General features: G+C 69.4%; 23 protein-coding genes. 15 read left to right on the top strand and 8 right to left on the bottom strand.

The features are described from left to right. Positions 1-136 precede the first annotated feature (136 nt). The 7 genes from IEY81_RS19575 (at position 137) to IEY81_RS19545 (ending at position 6,378) form a co-directional block, all read left to right on the top strand. Positions 137-868: a helix-turn-helix transcriptional regulator gene (locus IEY81_RS19575; RefSeq protein WP_189120172.1), complete on the top strand. Its 732-nt coding sequence runs from the start codon at positions 137-139 to the stop codon at positions 866-868. Next, on the top strand, positions 865-2,283 hold the full coding sequence (gene sufB, locus IEY81_RS19570; protein ID WP_189120171.1) for a Fe-S cluster assembly protein SufB: 1,419 nt from the start codon (positions 865-867) through the stop codon (positions 2,281-2,283). Before IEY81_RS19575 ends, sufB begins: the two co-directional genes overlap by 4 nt. Further along, positions 2,283-3,464, top strand: a complete 1,182-nt coding sequence (sufD, locus tag IEY81_RS19565) for a Fe-S cluster assembly protein SufD (protein ID WP_189120170.1) — start codon at positions 2,283-2,285, stop codon at positions 3,462-3,464. Before sufB ends, sufD begins: the two co-directional genes overlap by 1 nt. Further along, on the top strand, positions 3,461-4,219 hold the full coding sequence (sufC, locus tag IEY81_RS19560; protein WP_189120169.1) for a Fe-S cluster assembly ATPase SufC: 759 nt from the start codon (positions 3,461-3,463) through the stop codon (positions 4,217-4,219). The genes sufD and sufC overlap by 4 nt, the downstream gene beginning before the upstream one ends. A 1-nt stretch (position 4,220) precedes the next feature. Further along, positions 4,221-5,474 carry an aminotransferase class V-fold PLP-dependent enzyme gene (locus IEY81_RS19555; RefSeq protein WP_189120168.1) on the top strand — a complete coding sequence of 418 codons (1,254 nt, stop codon included), beginning with the start codon at positions 4,221-4,223 and terminating at the stop codon, positions 5,472-5,474. Further along, positions 5,474-5,938 carry a Fe-S cluster assembly sulfur transfer protein SufU gene (sufU, locus tag IEY81_RS19550; protein WP_189120167.1) on the top strand — a complete coding sequence of 155 codons (465 nt, stop codon included), beginning with the start codon at positions 5,474-5,476 and terminating at the stop codon, positions 5,936-5,938. Before IEY81_RS19555 ends, sufU begins: the two co-directional genes overlap by 1 nt. Before the next feature lie 104 nt (positions 5,939-6,042). Beyond that, positions 6,043-6,378 carry a metal-sulfur cluster assembly factor gene (locus tag IEY81_RS19545; protein WP_189120211.1) on the top strand — a complete coding sequence of 112 codons (336 nt, stop codon included), beginning with the start codon at positions 6,043-6,045 and terminating at the stop codon, positions 6,376-6,378. Between the two features lie 60 nt (positions 6,379-6,438). Here IEY81_RS19545 and IEY81_RS19540 read toward each other — a convergent pair whose 3' ends face one another. Next, a complete protein-coding gene (locus IEY81_RS19540) occupies positions 6,439-6,780 on the bottom strand; it encodes a WhiB family transcriptional regulator (RefSeq protein ID WP_189120166.1) in 342 nt (113 codons plus the stop codon). Positions 6,781-7,011: 231 nt separating this feature from the next. Here IEY81_RS19540 and IEY81_RS19535 point away from each other — a divergent pair, with 231 nt between their 5' ends. From IEY81_RS19535 to IEY81_RS19510, 6 genes are read left to right on the top strand one after another with little or no spacing between them, the layout of a single operon-like run. Next, positions 7,012-7,662: a maleylpyruvate isomerase family mycothiol-dependent enzyme gene (locus tag IEY81_RS19535; RefSeq protein WP_189120165.1), complete on the top strand. Its 651-nt coding sequence runs from the start codon at positions 7,012-7,014 to the stop codon at positions 7,660-7,662. Between the two features lie 11 nt (positions 7,663-7,673). After that, a complete protein-coding gene (locus tag IEY81_RS19530) occupies positions 7,674-8,525 on the top strand; it encodes an N-acetyltransferase (protein ID WP_189120164.1) in 852 nt (283 codons plus the stop codon). A 25-nt stretch (positions 8,526-8,550) separates the two neighbouring features. Next, positions 8,551-9,084 (top strand): ASCH domain-containing protein, encoded by a 534-nt coding sequence (locus IEY81_RS19525; protein WP_229788010.1) that lies wholly within the window; start codon positions 8,551-8,553, stop codon positions 9,082-9,084. Positions 9,085-9,091: 7 nt separating this feature from the next. Then, positions 9,092-9,289: an LbetaH domain-containing protein gene (locus IEY81_RS24320; RefSeq protein WP_189120163.1), complete on the top strand. Its 198-nt coding sequence runs from the start codon at positions 9,092-9,094 to the stop codon at positions 9,287-9,289. Between the two features lie 7 nt (positions 9,290-9,296). Beyond that, positions 9,297-9,659 carry an MmcQ/YjbR family DNA-binding protein gene (locus IEY81_RS19515; protein ID WP_189120162.1) on the top strand — a complete coding sequence of 121 codons (363 nt, stop codon included), beginning with the start codon at positions 9,297-9,299 and terminating at the stop codon, positions 9,657-9,659. A gap of 9 nt (positions 9,660-9,668) precedes the next feature. Continuing rightward, positions 9,669-10,283 (top strand): acVLRF1 family peptidyl-tRNA hydrolase, encoded by a 615-nt coding sequence (locus IEY81_RS19510; RefSeq protein ID WP_189120161.1) that lies wholly within the window; start codon positions 9,669-9,671, stop codon positions 10,281-10,283. A gap of 54 nt (positions 10,284-10,337) precedes the next feature. Here the strand turns inward: IEY81_RS19510 and IEY81_RS19505 are convergent, their stop codons facing one another. Continuing rightward, the gene (locus IEY81_RS19505; RefSeq protein ID WP_189120160.1) at positions 10,338-10,772 is read right to left on the bottom strand and encodes a hypothetical protein; all 435 of its coding nucleotides are present in this window, start codon (positions 10,770-10,772) and stop codon (positions 10,338-10,340) included. Between the two features lie 102 nt (positions 10,773-10,874). Here IEY81_RS19505 and IEY81_RS19500 point away from each other — a divergent pair, with 102 nt between their 5' ends. Continuing rightward, positions 10,875-11,786: a phosphotransferase gene (locus IEY81_RS19500; protein WP_189120159.1), complete on the top strand. Its 912-nt coding sequence runs from the start codon at positions 10,875-10,877 to the stop codon at positions 11,784-11,786. 101 nt (positions 11,787-11,887) lie between these two features. Here the strand turns inward: IEY81_RS19500 and ypfJ are convergent, their stop codons facing one another. Then, entirely contained in the window at positions 11,888-12,847 is a 960-nt protein-coding gene (gene ypfJ / locus IEY81_RS19495) for a KPN_02809 family neutral zinc metallopeptidase (RefSeq protein WP_189120158.1), read from the bottom strand. A gap of 63 nt (positions 12,848-12,910) precedes the next feature. Here ypfJ and IEY81_RS19490 point away from each other — a divergent pair, with 63 nt between their 5' ends. After that, on the top strand, positions 12,911-14,509 hold the full coding sequence (locus IEY81_RS19490; protein ID WP_189120157.1) for an ABC-F family ATP-binding cassette domain-containing protein: 1,599 nt from the start codon (positions 12,911-12,913) through the stop codon (positions 14,507-14,509). Positions 14,510-14,536: 27 nt separating this feature from the next. Here IEY81_RS19490 and IEY81_RS19485 read toward each other — a convergent pair whose 3' ends face one another. The 5 genes from IEY81_RS19485 to IEY81_RS19465 form a co-directional block, all read right to left on the bottom strand. Continuing rightward, entirely contained in the window at positions 14,537-15,769 is a 1,233-nt protein-coding gene (locus IEY81_RS19485; protein ID WP_189120156.1) for a cytochrome P450 family protein, read from the bottom strand. Positions 15,770-15,845: 76 nt separating this feature from the next. Continuing rightward, positions 15,846-16,433, bottom strand: a complete 588-nt coding sequence (locus tag IEY81_RS19480; protein WP_189120155.1) for a GTP-binding protein — start codon at positions 16,431-16,433, stop codon at positions 15,846-15,848. Beyond that, complete coding sequence (locus IEY81_RS19475) at positions 16,414-16,776, bottom strand: DUF742 domain-containing protein (RefSeq protein ID WP_189120154.1); 363 nt, start codon at positions 16,774-16,776, stop codon at positions 16,414-16,416. The genes IEY81_RS19480 and IEY81_RS19475 overlap by 20 nt, the downstream gene beginning before the upstream one ends. Before the next feature lie 13 nt (positions 16,777-16,789). After that, positions 16,790-17,176 (bottom strand): roadblock/LC7 domain-containing protein, encoded by a 387-nt coding sequence (locus IEY81_RS19470; protein WP_165111020.1) that lies wholly within the window; start codon positions 17,174-17,176, stop codon positions 16,790-16,792. Next, the coding region (locus IEY81_RS19465) for an ATP-binding protein (protein WP_268244511.1) at positions 17,166-18,475 on the bottom strand (1,310 nt) is incomplete at its 5' end. The genes IEY81_RS19465 and IEY81_RS19470, both read right to left, overlap by 11 nt.

Below are 18,475 nucleotides of genomic sequence, written 5' to 3'. Positions count from 1 at the left end.
GCGGGGGGGGGGGGGGGGGGGGGGGGGGGGGCGAGCAGGCGATGAAGGCGATCCGGCGGTGATGGATCACCCATGTCCGAGCAAGTAAGGGTCACCTTCGTTGAATCGGCTTGGGGAATAACGTCACAATGGTGTTGTGAAATTCGACGAGACCACTCTGCAGCCTGCAGAGACCAGCGAGGAGAGCACCCGTCAGCGGGTGGCTCGCTCGCTGCTCGTCGACGGTCCGCAGACGGCTGCGGCGCTGGCCAAGAGGCTCGACCTCACGCCGGCCGCGGTCAGGCGCCACCTGGACGCCCTTGCCGAGGAGGAGGCGGTGGAGCAGCGTCAGCCGCGCACCGCATCGTCCCGAGGACGGGGCCGTCCGGCCAAGCTCTTCGCACTCACCGACCAGGGACGGGACGGCTTCGAGAAGAAGTACGACGACCTGGCGGTGGAGGCGTTGCGGTTCCTCGCCGAGGTGGCGGGTGAAGAGGGCGTGCGGGAATTCGCAGAGCGCCGCGCGGCGTTCATCAAAGAGGGACTGGACCGGATCGCCGCCGGCGAGACGGACCTCAGCCCCGCGCAGGTGCTTGCGAACGTGTTCACGGCCAACGGCTACGCGGCCTCCGTCAGGGAGTTGCCGTTGATCAACGGTCAGGACGCCGGTGAGCAGCTGTGCCAGCAGCACTGCCCGGTCGCCCATGTCGCCCAGGAGTTCCCCGAGCTCTGCGAGGCGGAGACGGACGCGATCGCGAAGCTGCTCGGCACCCACGTACAACGCTTGGCCACCATCGCTCACGGCGACGGTGTCTGCACGACGCACATCCCTCCCGGGTCCTCCGGGTCCGGCGAAGTTTCGAAGAAGAAGGAGCAGGTCACGACATGACCTCCATCGAGGAGCTCAACCCCGAGCTGAAGGGCATCGGGAAGTACGAGTTCGGCTGGTCCGACCCCGACGTCGCCGGTGCTGCCGCGCAGCGTGGTCTCAACGACGCGGTCGTGCGCGACATCTCCGGCAAGAAGTCGGAGCCGGAGTGGATGCTCGACCTGCGCCTGAAGGGTCTCAAGCTCTTCGGCCGCAAGCCGATGCCCACCTGGGGCTCAGACCTCTCGGACATCGACTTCGACAACATCAAGTACTTCGTGCGGTCCACGGAGAAGCAGGCCACCAGCTGGGAGGACCTGCCCGAGGACATCAAGAACACCTACGACAAGCTCGGCATCCCGGAGGCGGAGAAGCAGCGCCTGGTCGCCGGTGTCGCCGCGCAGTACGAGTCGGAGGTCGTCTACCACCAGATCCGCGAGGACCTGGAGGCGCAGGGCGTGCTCTTCCTCGACACCGACACCGCGCTCAAGGAGCACCCGGAGATCTTCCAGGAGTACTTCGGCACGGTGATCCCGGTCGGCGACAACAAGTTCGCCGCGCTGAACACCGCGGTGTGGTCCGGTGGCTCGTTCATCTACGTGCCCAAGGGCGTCCACGTCGACATCCCGCTGCAGGCCTACTTCCGGATCAACACCGAGAACATGGGCCAGTTCGAGCGCACCCTGATCATCGCCGACGAGGGCTCCTACGTTCACTACGTCGAGGGCTGCACCGCGCCGATCTACCAGTCCGACTCGCTGCACTCCGCGGTCGTCGAGATCATCGTGAAGAAGAACGCCCGCGTTCGCTACACGACGATCCAGAACTGGTCCAACAACGTCTACAACCTGGTCACCAAGCGCGCCACCTGCGAGGAGGGCGCCACCATGGAGTGGGTCGACGGCAACATCGGCTCCAAGGTGACCATGAAGTACCCGGCGGTCTACCTGATGGGCGAGCACGCCAAGGGCGAGACGCTCTCCATCGCCTTCGCCGGCGAGGGCCAGCACCAGGACGCGGGCGCCAAGATGGTGCACGCCGCCCCCAACACCTCCTCGAGCATCCTCTCGAAGTCGGTGGCCCGCGGCGGTGGCCGCACCTCCTACCGCGGCCTGATCCAGGTCAACGAGGGCGCCCACGGCTCGAAGTCCAACGTGCTGTGCGACGCGCTCCTGGTCGACCAGATCTCGCGCTCGGACACCTACCCCTACGTCGACATCCGTGAGGACGACGTCTCGATGGGTCACGAGGCCTCGGTCTCGAAGGTCTCCGACGACCAGCTGTTCTACCTGATGTCCCGCGGTATGGCCGAGGAGGAGGCGATGGCGATGATCGTGCGCGGCTTCGTCGAGCCGATCGCCAAGGAGCTCCCGATGGAGTACGCCCTCGAGCTCAACCGCCTGATCGAACTGCAGATGGAAGGAGCGGTCGGCTGATGACCGCAGCTGTGCAGGAGGCTCTGGAGCTCGACAAGGTCGAGTCCCACCTCCACCCCGAAGGCTCTTTCGACGTCGAGGCACACGAGGTGCCGAAGGGTCGCGAGGAGATCTGGCGGTTCACCCCGCTCAAGCGCCTCAAGGGCATCCACGACTCCGCCCCGTTCGCCGACGGTGCGACCAAGGTGGAGGTCGAGGCGGCCGCGGGCGTGACCGTCGAGACCGTGGCGGCCGACGCTGACGTACGCGGCACATCGGGTCTGGTCCCGACCGACCGCGTCTCGGCGCGGGCCTGGGCGGCCAGCACCGGCGCGACCGTCGTGCGGGTCCCGACCGACACCGTCGTCGAGGGCGCGACCATCATCCGCCACCAGGGCACCGGCTCGGAGACGGCCGGCGCCGGTCACGCGGTGATCGTCGCGGAGAAGTTCGCCAAGGCGACCGTCGTGCTGGTCTTCGAGGGCTCCGCGGTCGTGGCCGACAACATCGAGATCGTCGTCGAGGACGGCGCCGACCTCACCGTGGTCTCGGTCCAGGACTGGGCCGACGACGCCGTCCACCTCTCCACCCAGCACGCGAAGGTGGGCCGCGACGCCACCCTCAAGCACGTCTCGGTGAGCTTCGGCGGAGACGTGGTGCGCCACGACTTCTCGGCCGAGTACGCCGGCCCCGGCGGCTCCGTGGAGTCGCTCGGCCTCTACTTCGCCGACGAGGGTCAGCACATCGAGCACCGTCTCTTCGTCGACCACACCGCCCCGAAGACCAAGTCGAACGTGGTCTACAAGGGTGCGCTGCAGGGCGAGAAGGCCCACGCGGTCTGGATCGGCAACGTGCTGATCCGCAAGGAGGCCGAGGGCATCGAGACCTACGAGGAGAACCGCAACCTCATCCTCACCGACGGTGCCTGGGCCGACTCCGTGCCCAACCTGGAGATCGAGACCGGCGAGATCGAGGGCGCGGGTCACGCGTCGGCGATCGGCCGCTTCGACGACGAGCAGCTCTTCTACCTCCAGAGCCGCGGCATCTCCGAGACCGAGGCGAAGCGCCTGGTCGTGCACGGCTTCTTCAACGACCTCATCCGCCACATCGGCGTCCCCGAGCTCGAGGAGAAGCTGACCAGCACGGTCGAGGCCGAGCTCGCCAAAAACATCAACACCCTGATCACGAAGGACAACGCATGAGCACGCTGGAGATCAAGGACCTGCAGGTCTCTGTCGAGACCGAGGACGGTCCCAAGGAGATCCTCAAGGGCGTCACGCTGACCATCAACTCGGGCGAGACCCACGCGATCATGGGCCCTAACGGCTCGGGCAAGTCCACCCTTGCCTACTCGATCGCCGGCCACCCGAAGTACTCCATCACCGGCGGCACCGTCACCCTCGACGGTGAGGACGTCCTGGAGATGTCGGTCGACGAGCGCGCCAAGGCCGGTCTCTTCCTCGCGATGCAGTACCCCGTCGAGGTCCCCGGCGTGAGCGTGGCCAACTTCCTCCGCACCGCGAAGACGGCGCTGGACGGCGAGGCCCCCAAGCTGCGTACGTGGGTGAAGGACGTCAACGGTGCGATGAACAAGATGCACCTCGACCCGTCCTTCTCCCAGCGCTCGGTCAACGAGGGCTTCTCCGGCGGTGAGAAGAAGCGTCACGAGATCGCCCAGCTCGACATCCTCGACCCGGCCTTCGCGCTGCTAGACGAGATCGACTCCGGCCTCGACATCGACGCCCTCAAGGTGGTCTCCGACGGCATCAACGACTTCCGCGCCCGTGAGGCCAAGTCGGTGCTGCTGATCACCCACTACACCCGCATTCTGCGCTACGTGAAGCCCGACCGCGTGCACGTCTTCGTCGCCGGCCGGATCGCGGAGTCGGGCGGCCCCGAGCTCGCCGAGGAGTTGGAGGCCAACGGCTACGAGAAGTACACAACGGCAGGAGTGTGAGATGAAGGGTCTGCTGCCTGACCTGGATCTGGTCCGCAAGGACTTCCCGATCCTGGAGCGCACCTTCGACGGCGGCGAGACCCCGCTGGTCTACCTCGACAGCGCCAACACCTCGCAGAAGCCGCAGGTCGTGATCGACACCATGGTCGACCACCTCGAGCGGCACAACGCCAACATCGCCCGGGCGATGCACCACCTGGGTGCTGAGGCCACCGAGGCGTTCGAGGGGGCGCGCGACACCGTCGCGCGCTTCCTCGGCGCACCCGAGCGCGACGAGGTGATCTTCACCAAGAACGCCTCCGAGGGCCTCAACCTGGTCGCCAACACGGTGCCGTTGGGTGCCGGTGACGTGGTCGTGACCACCGAGATGGAGCACCACTCCAACATCGTCCCGTGGCAGCTGGCCACGGAGCGTACGGGGGCGGAGCTGAAGTGGTTCGGGCTCACCGACGACGGTCAGCTCGACCTGTCGAACATCGACGAGCTGATCACGCCCGCCACCAAGGTCGTCGCGCTGACCTGGGTCTCCAACATGCTCGGCACCGTCAACCCGGTCGCCGAGATCGCCCGGAAGGCCCACGAGGTCGGTGCGCTCGTCGTCGTCGACGCGGCTCAGGCCGCGCCGGTGCTGCCGATCGACCTCGCGTCGATGACGGACGAGGAGCGGCCCGACTTCCTGGTCTTCACCGGCCACAAGGTGGTCGGACCGACCGGGATCGGTGTCCTGTGGGGCCGTCGTGCCGCGCTCGAGGCGCTGCCGCCGTTCCTCGGTGGTGGCGAGATGATCGCCACGGTGACGATGGCGAAGTCCACCTACGCCCCGATCCCGCACAAGTTCGAGGCCGGCACCCCGCCGATCGCCGAGGCCGTGGGTCTCGGGGCCGCGCTGGAATACCTCATGCACGTGGGCATGGAGAACATCCACGCCCACGAGGAGGCGATCACCGCCTACGCGCTGGAGCGGCTCGCGACCGTCCCGGGCGTGAGCGTGCTCGGCCCCGCCGACGCGAGCAAGCGCGGCGGCGCGATCTCCTTCGAGCTCGACGGTGTCCACCCGCACGACGTCGCCCAGGTGCTCGACTCCAAGGGCGTCGCCATCCGCGCCGGACACCACTGCGCCAAGCCGGCCCACCAGCGGTTCGGCGTACAGGCCTCCAACCGGATGTCGTCCTACCTCTACACCACGCCCGCCGAGATCGACGCGCTGGTCGAGGGGCTGGAATACGTACGCAGCTTCTTCAAGTTGGACCAGTGATGACTGCAGCAAACCTCGAAGCGATGTACCAGGAGATCATCCTGGACCACTACAAGAACCCGCACGGGAAGGGTCTTCGCGACCCCTTCGAGGCCGAGGTTCACCACGTCAACCCGACCTGCGGCGACGAGATCACCCTGCGGGTGCACGTCGAGGACGGCAAGATCGAGGACATCTCCTACGACGCCCTCGGCTGCTCCATCTCGCAGGCATCCGCCTCGGTGCTGAACGACCTGGTCGTCGGCAAGACGGTGGACGAGGCGATGGTCGTCCACGAGGAGTTCCTGCGGCTGATGCAGGGCAAGGGCCAGGTGGAGCCCGACGAGGACATTCTGGAGGACGGCATCGCCTTCGCCGGCGTCGCCAAGTTCCCCGCCCGAATCAAGTGCGCGCTGCTCTCGTGGATGGCCTGGAAGGACGCCACCGCCCAGGCCGACGATCGTGCGCTCACCGAGGAGAGATGATGACTGAGACCGACCACAGCACACACGACCACGCCGGTCACGACCATGCCGGTCACGACCACGCTGGGCACGGCCACGGCCACGAGGCTCCGGAGTGGCAGGGGATGCGTACGTCCACGGTCGAGGGCGCGAGCCTGAAGATCGAGGACGTCGAGGAGGCGATGAAGGACGTCGTCGACCCCGAGCTCGGCATCAACGTCGTCGATCTCGGCCTGGTCTACGGGATCCACGTGGAGGAGCACTCCAACGTCGTCTTGGACATGACCCTGACCTCGGCGGCCTGCCCGCTGACCGACGTCATCCAGGACCAGACCTCGACGGCTCTGGAGGGCATGGTCAACGACGTGCACATCAATTGGGTCTGGATGCCGCCGTGGGGCCCGGACAAGATCACCCCCGACGGCCGCGAGATGCTGCGCGCCCTCGGGTTCAACGTCTGAGGGTTCGCCCATAGTGGGAGTCCTGAGGTCACTGGGTGACCTCAGGACTCCCACGTCTTTTCAGGCGACGCTTCTGGCCTTTGCGATGGCCTCCTGGCTGCGCTTGTAGGGCTTGCGACCGGGGGTTCTGGGCTCTGAGCGAGGCTTGCCGTTCTCGAGCAGGACACCGCCCCACACGCCGAACTCGCGTCGGGCGAGACCGAGGTCGAGGCAGACCTGCTTCATCGGGCAGGCCGCGCAGACCTGCTGGGCCTCGGCGAGCTGGGTGAGGTCGTCGGGATGGAAGAGCTCCGGGTCCTCGCCCACGCAGGCCCACTCGTCGGTCCGCGGCGTCGGGTGCTTCAGGGTCAGCTCGTGGGTCTTCGAGCTGTTGCCTTCGCCGAAAAGTGTGATGATCTCCATCTCGTTCACCTCCTGGTGGTGCTGCTGAACATGAGAAAGGGCCGCTCCTCGATCGGAGCGGCCCTGGCGGTGCGGTGAGCACCTACGGCAGACGCGGCTCCGGGCACGCAAAGACCACGTCCTGGAACGGCTTGCCCAGGATCTCGTGGATGTTGCTGCAGGTGCGCATGGTGACAACGCTACTGACCCGGGCCCCTGCGCGGCCACTGGTTTCTCTGAGAGGCTGAGGCCATGGACGTAGCCGCCCGCACCGCTGCCAACCGTCGTCTGCTCGCCGACTTCTTCGACGGTCTCGACGAGTCGCAGCTCGAGACGCAGAGCCTGTGCTCGGCCTGGACGGTCCGAGAGGTGCTCGGACACAGCGCGATGCCGTTCTCCGTCGGGATCGGGCGCCTGCTGTGGCGCACCCTGCTCACCCGTGGCTCCATCGACCGCGCCTCGGCCGCGATCGCCGAGGAGCAGGCCCGCCGACCGGTCGCCGAGCTGACCGGGTTGCTGAGGACGTACGCCGGGAAGCGGGTGCCGGCGCCCGGGGTCGGCCCGATGGGGCAGTTCACCGACCACTGCATCCACCTGCGCGACTGCGCCCGGCCGCTCGGTCTCGACACCGACGTCCCGCTCGAGGACTGGCGGGCCGTGCTCGACTGGCTGCCGACCAAGCAGGCCTCGCTCGGGGTGGTGCCCGCCGAGCGCCTCGAGGGGCTCACGCTCCGGGCGACCGACCAGGAGTGGTCGTGGGCGTCGGAGGGTGGCGGCGGTGCGGAGCTGGCGGGACCGAGCGAGGCGCTGGCGATGGCGCTGTCGGGTCGGTCGGTCGCCCTGGCGGACCTGTCCGGTCCGGGTGTGGCGCTGCTGCGTGATCGGCTCGGTCGACCCGGGTAGGCTCCGCCGACGTGGAGGCTCCTGGTCGGATCTGGTTCGGGTACGTCGCCGCTGTTGCTCTCGCGCTGATCGGCCTGTACACCCGGGACCCGCTGGCGTTCGGGCTGGCCGTCGCGGTGCTGGTCGCGACGGTGCTGGGGGAGTGGTATCGCGGTCGGCAGGCCCGGATCACGGCCGCCGCACGTGACGCCGACCTGCCTGATCTCGTGGTGCGCTGGGCTCGCGGATGGGCCTACGCGCGAGCCTTCCCGCGGCCCGTGGCGGTCCCCGGCGGCGTACGTGTCGAGGTGGGGGAGCCTGGGCGGCGGGTCGAGTGGGTGGCGACCGATCATGCCGACACGCTCGCCGACCTCGTCGACACGGTGAGCGCGACCCCCGAAGCGTGGCTCTCGGTGGTGACCGAGTCGCCGGCCGGCGTACGCCCCTGGTTCGTCGAGGCCGGACTGACCGACCAGGCCGACGAGGAGGCGATGATGTCGATCGCGCTCGCCGACCACGCCTCGCGGGACCTGCCGGAGGGCTATCACGCCGAGACGGTGCGCGACGGCGGCCTGATCAAGGTGACGGTGCGAGCGGCCGGGGCCGAGGAGGAGGCGGCGAGCGGACAGATGGCCGTCATCGGCTCCGACGCGGTCGCCGACCGCATCAAGACCGACCCAGCCCACCGCCGCCGCGGGCTGGGCGGCGCGGTGATGAGCCTGCTCGCCGCGGCTGCCCGGGAGGCGGGTGCGGACCACGGCCTCCTGTTCGCCAGCGAGATGGGCGAGCCGCTCTACGTCGCCCTCGGCTGGCGGGTCGAGGCGCGTCTGGTGATGGCGCGATCCTCCGCGCCGCAGACGTCCGACGAGTCCCGCCACGCCTAGGCCGAACTGTGGTTGAGTGTCGCCTATGAGCGACGACGCCGTCATGGCCCCCACCGATCCTGAGCAAGAGGCAGAGATCGCCGCGTTCTGGGAGGACGTCAAGCACCACGCCCATCTGAGCGCCGCTCCGGGCTACTTCGGCGCCTCACCGCTGGAGGCGCTGCAGCCTCCCGCCTGGGCGTTCGGCGGCACCCCTGAGGAGGCCGACGGTCTGCTCGACCTCGTCCTCGAGGGGGTCAAGACGGCGACCGCCACCGCGATGTGGGACTTCGACGGCGGTGAGGAGCCGTTCCCGACCGTGGGCGGGATGAGCATCATCCTCGACGGCGGCGGCCACCCTCGCGCCCTCATCGCCACCACCCAGGTCGACGTGGCCCCCTTCAAGGACGTCCCCGAGGAGTTCGCCCGGCTCGAGGGCGAGGGCGACCTCTCGCTCGACTACTGGCGCGAGGTCCACGAGCGCTTCTTCACCGAGTTCTCCGGCCCCGACCACGAGTTCAGCGAGGACATGCCGGTCGTGATGGAGCAGTTCGAGCTGGTCTGGCCGAAGCCCGAGTGACCTCTGCGTGGGCGAGCAGCGAGCCCGCCTCGAGGCGGGCGAGTGGTATCTCGACGTCTGGTTGGGCACAAGCGTCACGGTGGCCGCGGGCGTGAGGATCGGCGCCGACACGGTGATCGGCGCGGGCAGCGTGGTGCTGAGCGACATCCCTGCGGGTGTCGTCGCGGCCGGAAGGCCCGCGCGGGTGATCCGGGATGTCGGATGATGGACCGATGACACCGGAGGAGCTGACTGAACGGGTCCGTGGGATCTGCCTCGCCTTCCCGGAGAGCGAGGAGCGGGTGAGCCACGGTTCGCCTGCGTTCTTCGTGAAGAAGCAGTTCGTGATGCTGTGGCCGCAGGGACACCACGACCGCGCGGAGCCGCACCTGTGGGCGGCCGCGGGGGCGGGGGTGCAGGACGAGGTGGTCGCCTCCGAGCCGGAGCGGTTCTTCGTGCCGCCGTATGTCGGTGGCCGGGGCTGGATCGGGATGCGGCTCGACGGCGGGATCGACTGGGCGGAGGTCGCCGAGGTCTGCGAGGACGCCTATCGGCACATCGCGCCGCAGCGGCTGGTGCGCGAGCTCGACCGGTAGCGTACGGACATGCCCAACGTCGCCGTCCCGCTCGCTCGGATCCAGCGCTGGGTCGACAACTTCGCCGGCCGCCACGGCGAGACCCGGCTCGCGGTCGACTCCGGCACGCTGACCGGCGCGGCCGCCGACGGGTCGTCGTTCATCGCGGCGCTGCCGTTCGAGAAGACGTACGCCGGGCCGGCCGAGGTCGATGCCTTCGTCGCTGCCTCGTCGGCTCCGCGGGAGTGGGGCATCCTGCTGGTGCGCAAGGGCGGGTTCGCGATCGCCCGGATGAGCGGCGGCGAGATCGTCGAGCACAAGATCGGCCGCCGTCACGTGCAGGGGAAGACCAAGGCGGGCGGCTGGAGCCAGCAGCGCTTCGCCCGTCGGCGGGCGAACCAGGCCAGCGCTGCGTACGAGGCTGCGGCCGAGCACGCCGCCCGGATCCTCCACGGGCTGGACGGCCCGCTCGTCACCGGCGGCGACCACGGCGGGGTCGACGACGTGCTCTCGGACCGGCGGCTGAGCTCGCTCAGGGTGAGCGGGCCGTGGCTGGCGGTGCACGACCCGAACCGTGCGGTGCTCGATCAGGCCATCGAGGACGCGCAGAAGGTGCACATCGAGGTGCTCAACGCCGACGGTTGACCTCTCGGCGTCGATTTCTGACGTGTCGACGCCGAGTTCTGACGGTTCGGCGGGTTAGGGGAGCTGCCAGACGCCGGGGGTGCCCTTGGTCATCAGCCCGTCGGAGAGGAGGCCCTGGCGGGCACGGCGGGCCGCGTAGCGCCAGCGGAGCTCACCCTCCGGAGTGGTCTCGAAGTCGCCGGGGAGGAGCTGGTCGGAGAGCTGGGTCTCGAGCTCGTCGAGCACGGCGTCGGCCTGCATCGAGCCGCCGGCGTTCTCGAGGATCTCGAGGATGAGCGGGGCGAAGGCGGCGGGCGGGGTCCACTTGCGGGGAGCGGACTTGGTGACGACCTTCGGAGCAGAGGCGGTCTTGCTCGTGGAGGAGGTCTTGCGGACCCGGGGCGTCGTCGACTTCTTCACCGGGGCCGGAGCGGGCGGGGCCGGGGGCCGCCCATGGATGCACTGTGACTTCGGCAGGTCGCACAGCTCGCAATAGTCAGTCTCGGACATCGGCTCAACGATATCCGCCTCGGCACAGGACTCCTCACCCGGCCGGGGCGTCGCGGCGAAGGATGCCGCTGCGACCTGCGAAGATGCGCTACTTTGGCAAGCATGTGGCAGCCCGACCCCGGGTGGCTCGTCCTTCCCGGAGGCACCGGACCCTCCACGCTGGGGGTCTGGCGCACCGCTGTGGGCGAGGAGCCGGTGGTGGTCAAGCGCCTCGGGCAGCCGGGCGCGTACGACACCGCCGAGCTCAGCCGCCGGCGCCACTTCGCCTACTGGCGGCGGGCAGCGGACGTCGCGACCGCCGGTCTCGTCGACGACACCCCGGGCATGATCGCCCCACGCACGAGCGTCGTCGAGGACGATGAGGGAATCACGCTCACCACCGAGTGGGTCGAGGACGCCGCCAACTCGGGTCTCTTCGCCGCGCTGTCCATGGGCCGATTCGCCGGTGCCGACCTCGGCGGGGCGCGCTGGCTGGCGCGCAACCAGTTCCGCGACCGGATGGCGCGGATCGACTACAACGGCGGCTGGCCGACCCTGATGCGTACGACTGCGGCCGACATCGCCCATACGCTCTGGCAACGACGCGAGCACTTCATCAACCTCCTCGACGAGCTGCCTCAGGTCGCCCAGCACGGCGACCCCGCCCCGCAGAACCTCCTCGGCCGCACCGAGGACGGCGAACGGCTCATCGCCATCGACTGGTCGTGCCTGGGGCACGGTCCTGTCGGCGGTGACCTCGGGCTCTACCTGCTGCATGCGCGCGAGGCGTTCGAACCCCTGCTGGAGGCGTACGTCCTCGGGCTGCCCGACGGCCTCGCGACGCGCGCCGAGGCGACCCTCGGCGCCCAGATCAGCGCCGTCTACACCGCGCTCAGCCGGGCCGAGTGGGCGCTGAGCCGGATCACGCCGGGGGAGGGGCCGCTGCTCGCGAAGTTCCGCCACCCCGCCGTCGCGCCCCACCTGCGGACCCTGCAGAAGCAGGCGCCGCTGGTAGAGGCGCTGCTCGGCATGTGAGACGGTCGCGGCGCGTTGACGGGCACTTCGTGGACTTGTCGGGTGTTTCAGTGCCCGTCAAGTCCAGGGATACCCGGTCGACCGGGTATCCCTGGAACCGGCTATGGCCGATCCAGATCCCGCGCCCGGAACGTGTCACACCCACGGATCGAGTCGGGGGTGGTCATGCCCTTCTTGAACCACGCGATCCGCTGCTCGGAGGAGCCGTGGGTGAACTGCGAGGTGTCGACGCGGCCGGAGGTGGTCGACTGGATGTGGTCGTCGCCGACGGTCTTGGCGGCGGAGATGCCCTCGGTGATGTCCTGGTCGGTGATGTCCTCGACGAAGCCGTCGCCCTCGGCGGCGGCGGTCCACATGCCGGCGTAGCAGTCGGCCTGAAGCTCCAGGCGCACGGCGTCGGAGTCGGGGCCCTGCTGGGTGCGGACCTGGCCCATGGTGCCGAGCAGGTTCTGGATGTGGTGGCCGTACTCGTGGGCGAGCACGTAGGCGCGTACGAAGGTGGTGTCCTGGCCGCCGAGCTGCTCGAAGATCGAGTCGAAGAAGGTCGGGTCGAGGTAGATCGTCTGGTCGCCGGGGCAGTAGAACGGACCGACCGAGCTGGACGCCGCGCCGCAGCCGCCGGTCTGGACCTGGTCGGAGAAGATCACGACCGACTGCTCGGGCTGGAACCGGCCCGAGAGGTCCGACTGGGAGTCCCAGTAGCCGGTCATGGAGTTCTCGAGCGCGACGAGCGCGCAGTTCTCGTCGTTGTTGGCGTCCTCGCCGGTCTTGCAGGATCCGAAGTCGCCGGTCTCGCCGCCGTCGGCGGCCTGGAGCCCGCCGAAGGTGCCGGTGCCGACCGAGGTCGAGCCGCCGCCGCTGTCGCCGAGGACCTGGGGGCCGATGCCGGTGCACTGGGAGAGGACGAAGAAGAGGAGCAGCACGACGACGGTGCCGATCCCGCCGCCGGCCCGGCCGCCGGGGATGGGGATGCGGGCCCCACCACCGCCGAACCCGCCACCGCCGCCACCGCCACCGGAGGTCCGGCTGGTGTCGAGTCTGGCCTTCGGGTTGAACCGCATCTTGTCCCCCTGGAGGTGGTGATGTGTGGAGCCGGGTGCCCCGCCCATACACTAGTGACGGAGATGATCACTGCCCATGACCTAGAAGTCCGCGTCGGCGCCAGACTTTTGATGGAGAACGTCACATTCCGAGTCGGACCCGGCGACAAGGTCGGGCTCGTAGGCCGTAACGGCGCGGGAAAGACGACCCTGACGAAGGTGCTCGCCGGCGACCACCTGCCCGCCTCCGGCTCGGTGTCCAACACCGGCGAGATCGGCTATCTGCCCCAGGACCCGCGGGTCGGCGACCCGGAGGTGATCGCCAAGGACCGCATCCTGTCCGCGCGCGGGATCGACGATGCCGTACGCCGCATGCGGGTCGCCGAGGAGGAGATGGGCTCCGAGGACCCGAACGTGCGCGAGAAGGCGATGAAGCGCTACCAGCGCGCTCACGACGAGCTCGACGCGGGCGGTGGGTACGCCGCGGAGACCGAGGCGCTGCAGATCGCCCAGTCGCTCGGCATCCCCGACCGGATCATGAACCAGCCGCTGAAGACGCTCTCCGGAGGCCAGCGCCGTCGGGTCGAGCTGGCGCGCATCCTCTTCTCGAGCGCCGAGGTGCTGATCCTCGACGAGCCGACCAACCACCTCGACGCCGACTCGATCATCTGGCTGCGCGACTGGATGAAGTCCTACAAGGGCGGCTTCATCGTGATCTCCCACGACAACGACCTGCTCGCCCAGACGGTCAACAAGGTCTTCCACCTCGACGGCAACCGCGAGGTGATCGACATCTACAACATGCCGTGGAAGCAGTACCTGATCCAGCGGGAGACCGACGAGGCCCGGCGCAAGCGCGAGCTGATGAACGCGCAGAACAAGGCCAAGACGCTCACCGACCAGGCCAACAAGATGCGCGCCAAGGCCACCAAGGCGACCGCCGCGCAGAGCATGCTCAAGCGCGCCGAGAAGATCATGGCGGGCGTCGAGGGCGAGCGGCAGCAGGAGAAGGTCGCCTCGATCAAGTTCCCCTCGCCCGCGCCCTCGGGCAAGACCCCGCTCACCGCCGAGGACCTCTCCAAGTCCTACGGCGCGCTGGAGGTCTTCACCGCCGTCGACCTGGCCATCGACCGCGGCACCCGGGTGGTCATCCTCGGGCTCAACGGTGCCGGCAAGACCACGATGCTGCGCATCCTGGCCGGCGTCGACGAGCCCGACACCGGTCGCGTCGTACCCGGGCACGGCCTCAAGGTCGGCTACTACGCCCAGGAGCACGAGACGCTGGACACCAAGCGCTCGGTGCTGGAGAACATGCAGTCCGCGGCGCCGCAGCTCACCGACACCGAGGCCCGCACCGTGCTGGGCGCGTTCCTCTTCACCGGCGACGACGTGCACAAGCCGGCCGGGGTGCTCTCCGGTGGCGAGAAGACCCGGCTGGCGCTCGCCTCGCTGGTCGTCTCCGCGGCCAACGTGCTGCTCCTCGACGAGCCCACCAACAACCTCGACCCGGCCTCCCGCGAGGAGGTGCTCAACGCGATCCGTCGCTACGAGGGCGCGATCGTGCTGGTCACCCACGACGAGGGCGCGGTGCACGCGCTGGAGCCCGACAAGGTGCTCATCCTCCCCGACGGTGTCGAGGACCTCTGGAACGAGGAGTACGCGGACCTCGTCTCGCTTGCCTAGGCGCGATCCGCCCGTTCGTCCGCCAGCTCAGCCGAGCGGGCGGACGAACGTGACCGGCATCGAGGTCGGGTAGCGGTAGGAGAGCGAGTCGGTGTTGCGCTCGACCTCGTCGGCCGGCACCGCGAGGGTGACCTCGGGAAGCCGCTCCAGAACGGTACGTACGGCTGCCTGGACGATGATCGTGCCCGGCCGCTGGGCGGGGCAGGAGTGGGGCCCGGCGCTCCAGGACATGTGGGCACGGTTGCCGATCTCGACCCACGGGTCGCCGCCGGTCATCATCGGGTCGACGTTGGCCGCCGCTACGCACGGGACGACCGCGTCGCCCTTGCGGACCAGCTGACCGCCGAGCTCGACGTCGCGCAGCGCGAAGCGCGGGGTGATGTTGTAGCACGGCGGGTCGCGCCACATCACCTCCTCGATCGCCTGGTCGACACCGAGCCGGCCGCCGCGCAGCCGACCCGCGAAGCGCTGGTCGGAGAGGATCAGCAGCAGCGTCTGGGTGATGGTGGCGATGGTGAGCTCGTTGCCGGCGATGATCATCACGATCATCGCCTCCATGACCTCGTTGTCGTCCCACAGGCCGGGGTCGTCGATCAGGTGGGAGGTCAGGTCGTTCTGGGGGTCGCGACGGCGCTTGGCGATGTGGTCGACGATCTCGACGGCGAGCTCGATCACGCCCTCCTGGGCGAGCTGGCCGCCGCCGAGCACCTTGTGGGCCGCCTTGCGCATGGAGTCGCCGACCTCGGGGCCCATGCCGAACATCGCGGCGACCGCGAGCAGCGGGATGAGGACGGCGTAGTCCTGGACCAGGTCGGCCTCGCCCCGCTCGAGCATGTCGTCGACGAGGCTGTTGCAGATGCCGCGTACCTGGGCGGCGTAGCCGTGCTCGTCGACCCGGCTGAGCGCCCGGTCGACGGGTGAGCGCAGCCGTCGGCGGAGCTCGCCGTCGTTGTGGAAGGAGTTCTGCCGGGTCGTCACGAACGGGTAGATCGGCATGTCGGGGGTGATCCGACCCTCCTGCACGGCGCTCCAGTTGTCGCCGTTGCGGGAGAAGAGCTCCTCGTTGCGGATCACCTCGCTGAACTCGGCGTAGCCCATCACGAACCAGCAGCGGACACCGGGAGAGAGCTCGCCCGGCGCCACCGGTCCCCACTCGGCTCTCAGCTTCTCGTGCACCTCCCGGGCCCGCGGCCCGACGGTGTCGGGGGCCTGGACCAGGTCGTCGAGCTCGGCGAGACGTACGGTGCGGACGGGGTTCATCGAGGTGTGGCCTGTTCGTCGTTGCTGGGTGGGTCAGCTCTGGGTGGCAGCTCTGGGTGGGTCAGCTCTGGGTGGGTCAGCGCGTCTTGAGGGCGTGGCGCACGAGGGCGGCGAGCGCCCGCGCGCAGGCGTTGCGGTTCTTGGCGTTGCACACCACGATCGGGGTCTCGTCGTCGAGGTCGAGCGCGGTGCGGATCTGGTCGGGCTCGTAGTTCGGCGCGCCGGGGAACTGGTTGATCGCGACCACGAACGGCAGGGACGTACGCGTCTCGAGCTGGTCGAGGACCTCGAAGGAGTCCTGCAGGCGGCGGGTGTCGACCAGCACCAGCGCACCGGCCGCGCCCTCGGCCAGACCCGCCCACAGGTCCCAGAAGCGGCGCTGGCCCGGGGTGCCGAAGAGGTAGAGGGCGATCTCGTCGGTCAGGGTGAGCCGGCCGAAGTCCATCGCGACCGTGGTCGTCGACTTCTCCGGGGTCGCGTCGAGCTCATCGATCCCCTCGCTGGCCTGGGTGATCGACTCCTCGGTGCGCAGCGGCTCGATCTCGCTGACCGAGCCGATCAGTGTCGTCTTGCCGACCCCGAACGAGCCGACCACCAGGATCTTGACCGACTCGACGACGGTGGGCGCCAGATAGTGGTTGTCGTCAGAGGTGGTTGAGAGCATGCAGCACCTTCTGGAGGGTTTCGCGGGACGGGCCGGCGGCGGCGTCGCTGTCGGGACGGATGCCGATCAGGCCGGCGTCGATCATGTCGGAGACGATCACCGCGAGGACGCTGACCGGCTGGCCGAGGTGGACGGCCATCTCCGCCATCGCGATCACGCCGAGACACTGGGAGAGGACCTCGCGCTCCTGGCGGCCCACCGAGGCGGGTGCTGCCGACGGGCTGGTGAGACCGATCAGCAGCGTCGCCGGTGTCAGCCGGTGGGTCGGCCGTGCACGGCCGCCGGTGCGGACGTAGAACCGGATGGGATGGTCGACGTAGAAGTCGTCAGCGGAGTCGGGCACGTCAGGCATCGACTCAGATCGAGCGTCTCGGGGTGCTCATCGCGCGTTCTCCGATCATCAGGACGGTTGCCTGCATCTGCTGGGCGACCAGCGCCGGGTCGATGCTCATCTCGGTGACCACCGCGAGGCGGGAGCCGTCGCCGGCGCCGCGGATGAACAGGAAGCCTCCGTTGAACTCGACCATCACCTGGCGCGGGTGGGCGTCGGCGCCGAACTGGCGGCTGATCCCGTGGCCGAGGGAGGTCAGGCCAGCGCAGGCGGCGGCCAGCTTGTCGGCCTCCTCACGCGGGGTGTGGCTCGTGCGGACCCGGACGAGACCGTCGGCGGAGAGGACCACGACATGACGTACGCCGCGTACCCCTGCGACCAGCTCCAGCATCCAGCTGTTCTCATCGGTCATGGTTCCTCCAGAGGTTCTCGGGTGCGGAATCGGTCTCCGCGGTGGTGCTGCCGCCCTTGGGGTCGACGGCATGGTGTGGGATCGCCGTGCCGGCCGCGGGTGTGGCCGGGGCGCTGAGGAAGCTGCTCATCCATGCTCCCGCTTGCTCCGCGGTCGGCTCCGACCGGGGCTGGACGACCGGGTTCGCGGCCGGCTGCGCGCCGGTCGGTGGTCGCTGGCCGCGCTTCGAGCGGCGCTGGGGGAGGCCGTCGGAGGTGAACAGGGACGGTGCGGGGGTCTCGGACGGCTCGGGAATCTCGGCCGGCTGGTCGGCGGGCGGGAGCGCCTCGGGTGCCGAGGTGTTGCTGTGAACCGGCCAGGCGGGAGCGGGCGGGGCCTTCGGGGCCTGGGCGAGGAGCGAGGTGGGCAGCGCGGTCCCCGCGGGTGTGCCCGAGGCACCCACCGTCAGCTCGCCGACCGCGGACGGACTCAGCGGGGTGGTCATCGACTCGGGGACGAGCACGGCGACCCGCAGCCCACCGTGGACCGACTCGGTCAGGTCCACGCGGAAGCCGTGGCGGCGTACGTAGGTGCCGACCACGGCCAGCCCGGTCTGCGGGATCTCGCCGAGGTCCTGCAGCCGCACCTGCCGGGTGCCGGAGGCGATCTCGCGCATCCAGGCCAGGTTGGTCTCGTCCATGCCGACGCCCGCGTCGTCGATCTCGAGGGCCGCGCCGCGGCGTACGGACCGGATCGTCACCAGCACGTCGGTCGCCGGCGGCGAGGACTGGGTCGCGTTGGCGAGAAGCTCGGCGACCAGGTGGATCAGCGGCTCCACGAACGCACCCTGCACCGCGACCGGCGGGTCACCCTCGACCCGGACGCGGCGGTAGGCGGTGATCCGGCCGGCGGCGCCGCGTACGACGTCCGCGATCGCCAGCGGGTCGCGCCAGTGCTGCCCGGGCTGCTCCCCGCACAGCGTCGCGATGCTCTGCGCCATCCGCGCTTGCTGCGCCGCCGCGTGGTCGACCCGCATCCCCGCCTCGAGCACGTCCGGCTCGGCGGGGAACTTGGCCACCATCCGCGTCGACTCCTCCTGGATCCGGTGGGCCGAGGCCTGCACCTTCCGAGAAAGCGACAGCACCGCCGTACGCATCCCGGCATCCCCGCTTCGATGCGGCGAGCCGTCAGCCACGTCGGCCGAGGCGTCGCCCGCGACGATCGAAGCGTCAGCCAAGCCGGCCGAAGCGTCGTCCAGGACGGTCGAAACGTCACTCGCGTCGGTCGAGTCGTCACCGTCTGCCAAGTCGATCGACGTAC

The sequence above is a fragment of the Nocardioides luteus genome (assembly GCF_014648595.1).
GTDB lineage: Bacteria > Actinomycetota > Actinomycetes > Propionibacteriales > Nocardioidaceae > Nocardioides > Nocardioides luteus.
The sequence above is the reverse complement of the archived record's forward strand: the minus strand, read 5'-3'. Positions and strand labels throughout refer to the sequence as shown.